Origin of the sequence: Mycobacterium kyogaense (genome assembly GCF_036946525.1) — a bacterium.
Lineage (GTDB): Bacteria > Actinomycetota > Actinomycetes > Mycobacteriales > Mycobacteriaceae > Mycobacterium > Mycobacterium kyogaense_A.
The window spans coordinates 71,893-84,445 of the sequence record NZ_JAQIIY010000017.1 but is presented as its reverse complement, the minus strand read 5'-3'; the positions used below and the strand labels follow the sequence as shown (position 1 = coordinate 84,445).

12 protein-coding genes are annotated in these 12,553 nt (G+C 68.1%); 2 read left to right on the top strand and 10 right to left on the bottom strand.

Features of this window, described 5'->3' with window-relative positions; genetic code table 11:
- Nucleotides 1–35 precede the first annotated feature (35 nt).
- Together mhuD and PGN37_RS15295 are read left to right on the top strand one after the other, a co-directional pair.
- Entirely contained in the window at nt 36–392 is a 357-nt protein-coding gene (gene mhuD, locus PGN37_RS15300) for a mycobilin-forming heme oxygenase MhuD (RefSeq protein WP_335331871.1), read from the top strand.
- On the top strand, nt 367–1,728 hold the full coding sequence (locus PGN37_RS15295) for a serine hydrolase (RefSeq protein WP_442932937.1): 1,362 nt from the start codon (nt 367–369) through the stop codon (nt 1,726–1,728). Before mhuD ends, PGN37_RS15295 begins: the two co-directional genes overlap by 26 nt.
- On the opposite strand, the gene PGN37_RS15290 is transcribed toward PGN37_RS15295, so the two are convergent.
- From PGN37_RS15290 to PGN37_RS15245, 10 genes are all read right to left on the bottom strand, one after another.
- Nucleotides 1,729–2,277 carry a histidine phosphatase family protein gene (locus tag PGN37_RS15290; protein ID WP_335331869.1) on the bottom strand — a complete coding sequence of 183 codons (549 nt, stop codon included), beginning with the start codon at nt 2,275–2,277 and terminating at the stop codon, nt 1,729–1,731.
- The gene (locus PGN37_RS15285) at nt 2,274–3,074 is read right to left on the bottom strand and encodes a CbtA family protein (protein WP_335331868.1); all 801 of its coding nucleotides are present in this window, start codon (nt 3,072–3,074) and stop codon (nt 2,274–2,276) included. Before PGN37_RS15285 ends, PGN37_RS15290 begins: the two co-directional genes overlap by 4 nt.
- 23 nt (nt 3,075–3,097) lie before the next feature.
- Nucleotides 3,098–3,316 carry a CbtB domain-containing protein gene (locus tag PGN37_RS15280; RefSeq protein ID WP_335331867.1) on the bottom strand — a complete coding sequence of 73 codons (219 nt, stop codon included), beginning with the start codon at nt 3,314–3,316 and terminating at the stop codon, nt 3,098–3,100.
- 218 nt (nt 3,317–3,534) lie between these two features.
- Complete coding sequence (gene clpC1, locus PGN37_RS15275) at nt 3,535–6,060, bottom strand: ATP-dependent protease ATP-binding subunit ClpC (RefSeq protein ID WP_335331866.1); 2,526 nt, start codon at nt 6,058–6,060, stop codon at nt 3,535–3,537.
- 287 nt (nt 6,061–6,347) lie between these two features.
- A complete protein-coding gene (gene lsr2 / locus PGN37_RS15270) occupies nt 6,348–6,689 on the bottom strand; it encodes a histone-like nucleoid-structuring protein Lsr2 (RefSeq protein ID WP_335331865.1) in 342 nt (113 codons plus the stop codon).
- Between the two features lie 158 nt (nt 6,690–6,847).
- On the bottom strand, nt 6,848–8,347 hold the full coding sequence (gene lysS / locus PGN37_RS15265) for a lysine--tRNA ligase (RefSeq protein ID WP_335331966.1): 1,500 nt from the start codon (nt 8,345–8,347) through the stop codon (nt 6,848–6,850).
- Nucleotides 8,348–8,451: 104 nt separating this feature from the next.
- Nucleotides 8,452–9,267: a type III pantothenate kinase gene (locus PGN37_RS15260; protein WP_335331864.1), complete on the bottom strand. Its 816-nt coding sequence runs from the start codon at nt 9,265–9,267 to the stop codon at nt 8,452–8,454.
- Nucleotides 9,268–10,209, bottom strand: coding sequence for a pantoate--beta-alanine ligase (gene panC / locus PGN37_RS15255; RefSeq protein WP_335331863.1), 942 nt, complete (start codon nt 10,207–10,209; stop codon nt 9,268–9,270).
- On the bottom strand, nt 10,206–11,147 hold the full coding sequence (locus tag PGN37_RS15250) for a Rossmann-like and DUF2520 domain-containing protein (RefSeq protein WP_335331965.1): 942 nt from the start codon (nt 11,145–11,147) through the stop codon (nt 10,206–10,208). The genes panC and PGN37_RS15250 overlap by 4 nt, the downstream gene beginning before the upstream one ends.
- A 93-nt stretch (nt 11,148–11,240) precedes the next feature.
- A complete protein-coding gene (locus PGN37_RS15245; protein WP_335331862.1) occupies nt 11,241–12,509 on the bottom strand; it encodes a DUF6779 domain-containing protein in 1,269 nt (422 codons plus the stop codon).
- Nucleotides 12,510–12,553: the final 44 nt, after the last annotated feature.

Genomic DNA, 12,553 nt, shown 5'->3' with positions numbered 1-12,553 from the left:
CATCATGGCATCGGGCGCGCGGTAGCCTGAACGCCATGCCCGACCCGAACACGTCCGAGCAGAACGCGAACACCACACCGGTGGTGAAGATCAACGCGATCGAGGTCCCGCCCGGTGCCGGACCGGAGCTGGAGAAGCGGTTCGCCCACCGCGCCCACGCCGTCGACAATCAGGCCGGCTTCCTCGGCTTCCAGCTGTTGCGCCCGATCAAGGGTGAAGACCGATACTTCGTCGTCACCCAGTGGGAGTCCGAGGAGGCGTTCCAGGCCTGGGCCAGCGGACCGGCCATCGAGGCGCACGCCGGGGAACGCGCCAACCCCGTGTCCAAGGGCGCGTCACTGTTGGAGTTCGAGGTTGTGCTCGACGTTGCAGGAACCCGCACGCAGGCGTAGGGGCGCCGGGGCGCGTCGTCGATCGCTCACCTGCGCGACCGCACTGATCACGGTCGCAGCGCTGGTGAACGGCTGCGCCGCCACCCGGCCCGCTCCCGCCGACGCCGCCTACGGCGTCCCCATCCAGATCAACACCCCGCAGGGCCTGCGCGCCAAGCAGACCATGGACATGCTCAACAGCGACTGGCCCATCGGGGAAACCGGCATCCGCACGCTGGCCGCCCCCCAGGTCGTCGAAGCCGTCGGCGTCACCATGGACCGGATGTGGTGGGACCGCCCCTTCACCGTCACCAAGATCGACGTCGGCGCCGGCAACGCGACGCTGCACATCCTCACCTCGTACGGGGTCGCGCAGACGATCGAGCTGCGCACCGACGACGCCGGCATGGTGGACCGCTTCGCCGTCGAACTCGTGCCGCCACGGATCTCGTCGTTCGCAGACGTCGACGCCGAGATCACCAAGACCGGCGCGAAATACTCCTATCAGGTGTCGAAGGTGACCGACGGCCGCTGCGAGAAGGTCGCGGGCACCAACACCGAGATGTCGCTGCCCCTGGCGTCGATCTTCAAGCTCTACGTTCTCTACGCGCTCTCCGACGCGGTCAAGGCGCACACGGTGTCCTGGACCGATCCGTTGACGATCACCGCAGAAGCCAAGGCCGTCGGCTCGTCGGGCTTCGACAAGCTGCCTCCCGGCTCGACGGTGTCGGTCCGCGACGCGGCCCAGCAGATGATCTCGGCCAGCGACAACATGGCCACCGATCTGCTGATCGGTCGGCTGGGCCCGGGCGCGATCGAACGGGCGCTCGTCGCCGCCGGCCACCACGACCCGTCCAGCATGACGCCGTTCCCGACCATGCACGAGATGTTCTCGGTGGGCTGGGGCGAGCCGAACCTGCGCGAGCAGTGGAAGCAGGCCACCCCGGCCGGGCGCGCACAACTGCTGCAGCAGACCAATTCACGCCCCTACGAACCCGATCCGCAGCGCACCCACATGCCCGCGTCGGACATCGGCGCCGAGTGGTACGCCAGCGCCGCCGACATCTGCCGCCTGCACGCCGCGCTGCAGCGCAACGCAACCGGCGAGGCAGCGCCGGTGCACGACATCCTCTCCGCGGTGCCGGGCATCGACCTCGACCGCACGGAGTGGCCCTACATCGCGGCGAAAGCGGGCAACCTGCCCGGCGACCTGACGTTCAGCTGGTTCGCCACCGACCGCACCGGGCAGAGCTGGGTGGTCAGCATGCAGACCAACTGGTCGCAATACCGCAGCTCGACCGCGGCGTCCTGGCTGCTGTCCATCGCGCGGCAGATGTTCGGGCTCGTCCAACCCTGATCAGGATCTCAGCGTCCAGGCGTGCCCGCGGAAGTGCAGCACCGTGGCGCTGGCCGGCGCGATGTCGATGCGCCAGAACGACTTCGGCGGCGCATCCAGGACCACCAGCATGGCCGCGCGAATGACGGCCGGGTGTGTCGCGGCCACGACACGCACATGCTCGGAGGTCAGCGACTCCATCCACGTCCGTACCCGTGCGATCAGCTCCACGATGCGCTCACCTCCGTGCGGAGCCTGCGTGGGATCGGTCAGCCAGATCGCCAGCTCGGCGGGCTGAACCCGGCCCAGCACCTCACCGCGCCACCGCCCGTGGTCCAGATCTGCCAGCTTGGGCTCGATCTCGGCTCGCATGCCGAGCAGGTCGGCGGTCTGGATGGCGCGCGCCTCCGGGCCGCAGTAGACCCGATCGGCGGCCTTGACGCCGCCGCGCGCATCAGCCACCTGCCCGCGCCCGAGCGCGTTGAGCGGTTCGTCGGTGGGAAACCGTCCGGCTGCCATCGCATCGGTCATGCCGTGCGACACGAGGGTCAGCCGGACGACTTCACTCACACCGTCAGCGCGTCCTGCCGTTTGCCGTCGAGGAGCTTGGACACCAAGGTCGAGAACACCAGGGCGATCGCAGTCCACATGATGAGCTGCGTGAAGAACGTGTACACGCGGAACTCGTAGAAGTCGACGGCCGGGAAACCCGGGAACACGATGGTGCCCGCATCGTCGGTCAGCGCCCCCGGAGTCTCGTTGATCGTCGGAAGCACCAACATCAGCACGCTGACGGCAATCACATACGAGGCGCCTGCTGTGAGCGTCGCGTTCCAGGAGCCCAACCGCGGGACCAGCTGGTGTCCCAGGTAGACCGCCGCGACCATGAACAGCGCCGACAGGCCCACCATCAGCAGGTACAGCAGCGCACGCTGAGTGATCGTGGCGTCGTCGCTGGTCGCCGGCGGGTTCGGCGGATACTTCAGCGCCGGAACGACCCAGAGCGCGATGAACATCGCGCCCGCGACCCACACCGCAGTCGCGCGCGCGGATAGTGCACCGATGCGTCCGTAGGCGATGGCGAACACCACGGCGAACAAGGCACCCATCGCGACAGCGAAGAGGACCACACCGAATCCGAGGCCGACGGTGGACTGGATGCCGCGGCTGAACAGCTCGCCGCCTTCACCGTGTGAATGGCCGTGGCCTGCGGCCATCTCCATGGCCTCGTGCGCGGCAGCGGTGCCGTCCTCGAAGTCGATCGCGCGCCCGATGATCGGCTCGAGGAAGATCTTCGAGAACACGAACGCGAGGATGCCGCCGATGGCGCCGGCCAGGAGGCCACGCCAGATGATCTGCTTTTCCATTGACGTTGTTCTCCCTGCCGGAATCAGTGGCAGGGGAAGCCGAGAAGGTGGCGGGCGTCGTGCACGAACTCGTGGATGTACATGTTGTCGGCGCCGAATACCGACGTCGCTCCCTGGTCGACGCCGACGAAGTACAGCACGACGAGTGCCAGGAAGGCGGTCAGCGACAGCCACAACGCGGCCTTGGTGGCCGAGAAGTCGATGGCCTTTGCCTGCGCTCTGGGGGCTTGCGGAGTGGTCATGAGGGGTCCTTTCCGGGATGTCGCGTCCCAGTTGGTGGGTGCCGACGGCATCGGGTCTGACTGTCACAGTGGCGCGACCGTTCTGGAGTCTCACCAGATTCCGACAACCGTCGATTGCATTACGGATCATAAGGGTCGGCGCTCGCCTGCGGGCGCCGACCGTGCCGGAAACGGCGAACGGGCGGCCACCCGTAGGTGACCGCCCGTTCGCGTATCGCTTACTCGGCTGCGCCGGCCTGCGCCAGGTCCGCCTCGGCGGGCTCGGAGCGCTTCGGCCCACCGTGGAAGGTGAACACCGCGTCCTCGCCCAGACCCTCGCCGTCCCAGTTCTCGACGTCGACGGTCACGTGCTGGCCGGGTCCGACCTCTTCGAAGAGGATCTTCTCCGACAGCTGGTCCTCGATCTCGCGCTGGATGGTGCGCCGCAGCGGACGCGCTCCCAGCACCGGATCGAACCCGCGCTTGGCCAGCAGGGACTTGGCCCGATCGGTCAGCTCCATCGTCATGTCCTTGGCCCGCAACTGGTTGCCGACCCGTCCGATCATCAGGTCGACCATCTTGATGATCTCGTCCTGCGTCAGCTGGTGGAACACGATGATGTCGTCGATACGGTTCAGGAACTCCGGGCGGAAGTGCTTCTTCAGCTCGTCGTTGACCTTCTGCTTCATCCGCTCGTAGTTGTTCTCGCCACCACCCTGGGTGAAGCCGAGGCCCACCGCCTTGGAGATGTCGGACGTTCCGAGGTTCGAGGTGAAGATCAGCACGGTGTTCTTGAAGTCGACCGTGCGGCCCTGACCGTCGGTGAGACGACCGTCCTCGAGGACCTGCAGGAGGCTGTTGTAGATCTCCTGGTGGGCCTTCTCGATCTCGTCGAACAGCACCACGGAGAAGGGCTTGCGGCGCACCTTCTCGGTGAGCTGGCCACCCTCTTCGTAGCCGACGTATCCCGGAGGGGCACCGAACAGCCGCGACGCGGTGAAGCGGTCGTGGAACTCACCCATGTCGATCTGGATGAGCGCGTCGTCCTCGCCGAACAGGAAGTTGGCCAGCGCCTTCGACAGCTCCGTCTTCCCGACGCCGGACGGGCCGGCGAAGATGAACGAGCCCGACGGACGCTTGGGGTCCTTCAGACCGGCGCGCGTGCGGCGGATGGCCTTGCTGACCGCCTTGACGGCGTCCTCCTGCCCGATGATCCGCTTGTGCAGCTCGTCCTCCATGCGGAGCAGACGCGTGGTCTCCTCCTCGGTGAGCTTGAACACCGGGATACCGGTCCAGTTGCCCAGCACCTCGGCGATCTGCTCGTCGTCAACCTCGGCGACCACGTCGAGATCGCCTGAGCGCCACTGCTTTTCACGCTCGGCGCGCTGCGCGACCAGCTGCTTCTCCTTGTCGCGCAGGTTCGCGGCCTTCTCGAAGTCCTGCGCGTCGATCGCGGACTCCTTCTCCCGGCGCGCGTCGGCGATCTTCTCGTCGAACTCGCGCAGGTCCGGCGGCGCGGTCATCCGGCGGATGCGCATCCGGGCGCCCGCCTCGTCGATCAGGTCGATCGCCTTGTCGGGCAGGAAGCGGTCGTTGATGTAGCGGTCGGCCAACGTGGCGGCCGCCGCGATCGCGCCGTCGGTGATCGAGACGCGGTGGTGCGCCTCGTAACGGTCGCGCAGACCCTTGAGGATCTCGATGGTGTGCGCCACCGTCGGCTCCCCGACCTGGACCGGCTGGAAGCGGCGCTCCAGCGCGGCGTCCTTCTCGATGTACTTGCGGTACTCGTCGAGCGTGGTCGCGCCGATGGTCTGCAGCTCGCCGCGGGCAAGCTTCGGCTTCAGAATGCTGGCCGCGTCGATTGCGCCCTCGGCGGCACCGGCACCGACGAGCGTGTGCAGCTCGTCGATGAACAAGATGATGTCGCCGCGGGTGTTGATCTCCTTGAGCACCTTCTTCAGGCGTTCCTCGAAGTCACCGCGGTAGCGGCTGCCAGCGACCAGCGAACCGAGATCCAGGGTGTAGAGCTGCTTGTCCTTGAGCGTCTCGGGTACGTCGCCGTGCACGATCGCCTGGGCCAGCCCCTCGACGACGGCGGTCTTGCCGACGCCCGGCTCGCCGATGAGGACGGGGTTGTTCTTGGTACGGCGGCTCAGCACCTGCATGACCCGCTCGATTTCCTTCTCGCGGCCGATGACGGGATCGAGCTTGCCCTCCATCGCGGCGGCGGTCAGGTTGCGACCGAACTGGTCGAGCACCAGCGACGTCGACGGGTTGCCCGCCTCGCCGCTACGCCCGCCGGTGCCGGCCTCGGCGGTCTCCTTGCCCTGGTAGCCGCTCAGCAGCTGGATGACCTGCTGGCGCACCCGGGTCAGCTCGGCGCCGAGCTTGACCAGCACCTGGGCGGCCACGCCCTCACCTTCGCGGATCAGACCCAGCAGGATGTGCTCGGTGCCGATGTAGTTGTGGCCGAGCTGCAGCGCCTCGCGCAGGCTGAGCTCCAGCACCTTCTTGGCACGCGGGGTGAAGGGAATGTGCCCGGACGGCGCCTGCTGGCCCTGACCGATGATCTCCTCGACCTGGCTGCGCACACCCTCGAGAGAGATGCCCAGCGACTCGAGTGACTTGGCGGCCACTCCCTCACCCTCGTGAATGAGTCCCAGCAGGATGTGCTCGGTGCCGATGTAGTTGTGGTTGAGCATCCGGGCTTCTTCCTGAGCCAGGACGACAACCCGACGTGCACGGTCGGTGAATCTTTCGAACATCCGTGGTTACCTGCTCTCCATCGCATAGATGGGTGCCGCACGCAAAAGACGTGCCCGCACCTGCCGTCCACTGTAATGGGCGGCGGCCTCAGGTGCCCCGCCTGTCGGCCCGTTCCCGGTCGGTTCCGGGGTCTGTTCTCCATGGGCTTAACGGCGGGTGACGGCCTGACGCTGTCCAGTGCAACGCCGCGGCGGGCGGAATCGTTTCGAGAGAGCAGGGTCGGCGGCTTCGCCGGTAGCGAACGAACCGGGCGGGATGCGCCCGGCAACGGCGTGCGCCGTTGCCGCTAGGTGGCCTCGTGGAACGCGTCGATGACGTCGGCGGGGATGCGGCCGCGGGTGGAGACGTTGTGCCCGTTGCGGCGCGCCCACTCCCGGATCGCTGCGCTCTGCTCACGGTCGATTGCGGCGCGGCCCCGGCCGGTACCGGCCGACCGGCCGCGGCGACGGCCACCGACACGGCGGCCCGCCTCGGCCCACTTGTTCACATCATTGCGGAGTTTGGCGGCGTTCTTGGCCGACAAATCGATCTCGTAGCTCACTCCGTCGAGACCGAATTCGACAGTCTCGTCAGCGGCGCCTTCACCGTCGAAATCATCGACAAGAGTGACGGTGACTTTTTTCGCCATGGCCCAGTGCCCTTCTCTGCGCTGCCCCGCTGTTTTTCGAACCCCGAACCCCGGCATCAATGTGCCATAAATGCGCATTTCGATCAACAACGCGGGACACCTCGCGAATCGACGGCGTAGTGGGACGCCGAAGTAGACGGGTGGCCGAAGTGTGTCGTCTAACTGTGCCGCCGAACAATCGGAAACAAAACCGTCTCCCGAATGGCCAACCCGGTCAGCGCCATCAACAACCGATCCACGCCCATTCCCGTTCCGGTTGTCGGGGGCATCCCGTACTCCAGGGCGGAAAGGAAATCGTCGTCGAGGCTCATTGCCTCGTCATCTCCAGAGGCAGCCGCGCGTGCCTGCGCCTCGAAACGTTCGCGTTGGATCACCGGATCGATCAATTCCGAATACCCGGTGGCCAACTCGAAATTGCGGACGTAGAGGTCCCACTTCTCGGTGACCCCCTCGATGCTGCGGTGCGCGCGGGTCAGCGGCGTGGTCTCCACGGGGAAATCCCGGACGAAAGTGGGCGCCCACAACGTGTCGCCCACCACGTGCTCCCACAGTTCTTCCACCAATTTCCCGTGGCCGTAACCGCGATCACGCGGAATTTCGACACCGAGCCGGTCCGCGATCTGCCACAATTGCTCGGCACTGGTCGCCGGCGTGATCTCCTCACCGAGCCCGTCGGACAATGAGGGATACATCGCAATCGTGTCCCATTCACCGTCGAGGTCATAGGTGGTTCCGTCCGGCAATGGCACCTGCCGCGTCCCTATCGCCTCGTCGGCGACTTCTTGAATGAGTTCGCGCGTCATGATCGCCGAATCGTCATATGTTCCGTATGCCTGATATGTCTCGAGCATCGCAAATTCGGGGGAATGCGTGGAATCCGCACCCTCGTTTCGGAACACCCGATTCATCTCGAAGACCCTGTCGAATCCGCCCACCACGCACCGTTTGAGAAACAGTTCCGGCGCAATCCGCAGATACAGATCGGCATCGAGGGCATTGGAGTGCGTCACGAAAGGCCGCGCCGCTGCGCCACCGGCCAGGGTCTGCAGGATCGGCGTCTCGACCTCCAGGAAGCCGCGCCGCTCCAGTGCCGAACGCACCGCGCGCACGACGGCGACGCGTTGCCGGGCGATGGTGCGGGCCTCCGGTCGCACGATCAGGTCCACGTAGCGCTGACGGACCCGCGATTCCTCGCTCATCTCCTTGTGGGCGACGGGCAGTGGGCGCAACGACTTGGCGGCAATTTGCCACGAGTCGGCCAGCACAGAGAGCTCACCGCGGCGGGAGCTGATCACCTCGCCGTGGACGAACACGATGTCCCCGAGGTCGACGTCGGCCTTCCACGCGTCCAGCGACTCCTGCCCCACCTGGTTGAGGCTGATCATCGCCTGCAGCTGGGTCCCGTCCCCCTCCTGCAGCGTGGCGAAGCACAGCTTGCCGGAGTTGCGGGCGAAGATGACGCGGCCCGACACCCCGACGACCTGGCCCGTGGCCTCGTCGGCGGCGAGATCGGGAAACGCCTGGCGCACCTCGGCGAGGGTGTGCGTGCGGGCCACCTCGACGGGATAGGGGTCCCGGCCTTCGTCGAGCAGCTTCTGCCGCTTCGCCTGACGGATCCGGAACTGCTCGGGAGTGTCGTCCGAGAGGTCCTTGGGGATGTCCCCGGAGAAGGCACGGTCGAGATCGGGGCTGCCGGATTCGTCGGTCACGACGTGCCAGCTTAAATGACCGGCCCCACCGCCCCCGACGTCGCTCAGACCGGCTAGCGGGCGCCCTTGAGCTTGCCGCGCTGGCCGTCGCGGTTGCGCTCGAACACCAGGCGCAGCCCGTCGAGCGTCAGATGGCGGTCATAGTGCTGCACGGTCCGCAGGTCGGCGAGCACCAGCGGAGCGCCGTGTCCTGTCGCCACCACCGCGACGTCGTCGCCGCCGAAACCCTCGACGTCCGACCGCACCCGGCTGACTAGACCGTCGACCAGACCGGCGAACCCGAACACCGCGCCCGCCTGCATGCACTCGACGGTGTTCTTCCCGATCACCGAACGCGGCCGGGTCAGCTCCACCCGCCGCAGCGCCGCCGATCGGGCGGCCGCCGCATCGGAGGACACCTGCACACCGGGCGCGATGGCACCGCCCAGGAATTCCCCTCTGGCCGACACCACGTCCACGCAGATCGACGAACCGAAGTCGACGACGATCGCCGCGGTGCCGTACTTCTGATATGCCGCAAGGCAATTGACGATCCGGTCGGCACCCACCTCTTTCGGGTTGTCGACCAGCAGCGGGATACCGGTGCGCACCCCCGGCTCGATGAGCACGTGCGGCACCGAGGGCCAGTACTGCTCGAGCATCACGCGGACCTCGTGCAGCACCGACGGCACGGTGGACAGGCCCGCCGCGCCGGTCAACCGCTCGGCGTCGTCACCGATCAGCCCGTCGATGGTGAGCGCCAGTTCGTCGGCGGTGACCTCCGATTCGGTGCGAATACGCCAGTGCGACACCACCTTCGCGTGGTCGCCGGCACCAGAGATCAGGCCGACGACAGTGTGGGTGTTACGGACGTCGATGACGAGGAGCACTCAGTTCCTCCAGGGCAGTTCGTGGCTCTCACCGCTCGGGGTGCGAGGGTGACCGTCGATGCCGGCGCTGGCGCCGATGTCGACGGCTATGTTGTCGAGCAAGCGGGTGGTTCCGAGCTTGACCGCCACCAGCATTCGAGCGGGCCCCTCGACTGGTGCGGGCCCGAGCATCGGGTCGCGCACCTCCAGGTAGTCGACCACCAGTGCGGGAACCTCGTCGAGGACGGCGCGGGCGGCGTCGAGCGCCGCGGGCACGCCCCCGGCCGCGGCGTACATGCCGGCGAGCAGGGCAGCCGAGAGGGCGCCGGCCTGCTCCCGCTGAACCGGATCGAGGTAGCGGTTGCGCGAGGACATGGCCAGGCCGTCAGCCTCACGCACGATCGGCACACCCTGGACCTGAACGCCGAGGTCCAAGTCGGTGACCATCTGCCGGATCAGCGTCAGCTGCTGGTAGTCCTTCTCCCCGAAGTACGCCCGGTCGGGGCGCACGATGTTGAACAGCTTGGCGACGACGGTCAGCACTCCCGCGAAATGTGTTGGCCGCGAGGCACCTTCGAGGTCGCCACCCAGTGGTCCCGGTACCACGGTGGTGCGCTGACCCTCCGGATACATGTCTGCCGCCGTCGGGGTGTAGGCGATCTCGACCCCCTCGGCGCGAAGGGCGTCGAGGTCGGCGGCGAGGGTGCGCGGGTACGCGTCGAGATCCTCGCCGGCCCCGAACTGCAAGGGGTTGACGAAGATCGACACCACCACGACCGCGCCGGGCACCCGCTTGGCGGTACGGATCAGCGTGAGGTGGCCCTCGTGCAGGGCGCCCATCGTCGGGACGAGCATGACGCGGCGCCCCGTGGCCCGCAGCGCCCGAGTCACGTCGGACACCTCGTGCGGGCGGGCGTAGATGTTCAGCTCGTTCGGTGAGAACGTCGGTTTTCGGGTGGTCACTCGGCCTCCGCCAGAACGTCGAAGACTGCGCGGGGTGCATCGGCACGCTGCGCCGTCCGGTGGGAATTCGATCGATATGCCTGCGCCAGAGCAGGATTGACCTCTTCGAGCGCGTGCAGGTGGCCGGCTACCGCGGCGGCGTCACCGCGGGCCACCGGCCCGGTCAGCGCGCGCTGACCGGCCTGCAGCGCGTTGTCCACCGACGCGCGGACCAGCGGACCCATGATCCGTTCGGCGAGGCCGCCGGGAGCGTCGGCCACGATGTCCTGGCCGAGCAGCTCCTGCCCGGTCAACGCGGCTCGCAACGCCTCCAGCGCATCGAGCACGACGGTGACGACGTGATTGCTGCCGTGCGCGAGCGCAGCGTGATACAGCGTGCGCGCATCTTCGCGCACCCGGAACGGCTCGCCACCCACCTCGAGGACCAGCGATTGGGCGATCGCGTAACCGATCTCGTCGGCGGCGGTGATGCCGAAGCAGGTGCCGCGCAGCCGATCCACGTCCTCGTCGGTGCCGGCGAACGTCATCGCCGGATGGATCGCCATCGTGATGCATCCGCGCTCGGCCAGCGGCGCCAGGATGCCGATGCCGTTGGCCCCCGATGTGTGCGCGACGATCGTGTTGGGCCGCACCGCGCCGGTGGCCGCGAGCCTCGCGACCACATCGGCCAGCGCTGCGTCGGGAACGGCCAGCAGCAGCAACTCGGCACGCGCAGCGACCTCGTCGACCGCCAGTACCGGGGTGTCGGGCAGCCACCTGGCCGCCCGGGTGCGGGAGGCGCGCGACACCGCGCTGCATCCGGCGACCACGTGCTCGGCTCGTTCCAGTGCGGCACCCAGCGCGGCACCCACCTTGCCTGCCGAGACGACGCCGACGGTCAACCGGGCGGGGCGCAGTCCGTCATGGGGAGCATTCCCACCGATCGGGGGCTGCACCATCGCAACCATCGAGTTCGCCCTCGCTGAATTCTGACGTCGGTCCGGTCCCGCGGGGCGGGTACCGGTCGGGCACAGCCTAGCTCAGCGCGGCGATCAGTCCTCGCGGCGGCGGCGCCGTCCCCCACCCGACGGGCTCGCCTGGAACCGTGCCAACAGTTCGGCGACCGACTGACCACCCGTGTGCGCGCCGCCGTCCTCGTCCGCGTCCTCGTCGGGGACGTCAGGCGCGTCGGGGACGTCGGGGGCAGCCGGCTCCTGGTCTGGTGCCGACGAATGCCGGCCCCGGGGCGGCTCGGGTGCTTCGCTCGACTCCCGTGCCCGGCGCCGTCCCACGTACTCGGGTGCGGTGTCGGACTGAGGCTCGGGAGCCGGCTCGGGAACGGGCTCCACCACGGGCTCGGGAGCCGGCTCGGGCTCCCGCTGTACTGGCTCGGGCTCGGGTCGCGGCGGAGGTGGCGGTGCTGGTGACGACCAGTGCGAACCCGGTTGACCGGCGGGGATGAACTGTCCCTCGGCCGGTACGGGCTGCCACGAACCCGACGACGGGGGGCCGTTCTGGCGAGCCGGCCGAGGCGGTGGCGGCTGCTGCGGTGCTTGCGGCGGCAGCCACGGGAACTGCGGCCCGGCCTGAGGAGGGGGCGGAGTCGGGGGCGCCCAGGGCCCGGTCGGCTGCCCGGCACGCCGGTGCGCACCGCCGGCCTGCGCGGCCGGCTCGGAGGCCTGCGGCCAGGGTTCGTCCGGATGCGGTTCGGCGGGGACGTCGATGATCGGGCTCTCCTCCGTGTCCGGGGAGTGCTCGTCGGTGTCGATCTGGAGCGCGGCGCGGCGGGCGTCGGCGTCCTCGGTGTCGATGCGGCTGCTGCTGACCCGTCCGGCAGTGGGTAGCGACGGCGCCTCGGCGCGGTCGTTCTCCAGAGCCGGCCGATGGGACAGATCTGTGTCGAAGAGGTACTCGAGGTTCGCCCGCAGCGCGGCCAACTCGGCCCTCAGCGCGGCCACCTCGTCGGCCGACTGCGCCCGCAGTTCGCCCGCCAGCTCGCGGCGCAGATGGCTCTCGACGGTCAGCTCGTACTCGCGGCGCGCCGAGATCTCGCGTTCCAGTTGCAAGTCGTACACGAGCTTGAGATCGCGCACCTTGGCCTGGTCGCTGTCGCTCTGTCTGCGGTAGATCACCGACACGAACGCCGCGACCACCGCCGCCCACAGAGCGAGGATCACAGCAAGCTTGAGCAACTCCACGCGATCGGTGAAAACCAAGGCAGAACTGGCGGCGATGGCGAGCACCAGCAACGCCGACATCAAGATCCAGCCGGGCCGCCGACCCCCTCGACGCATGCGGGCGCCGCGGGTCGGTTCGGTCATGGGGCGACTGTACCCGCCACAGGTCGCCCAGCGTGTCGACCCTT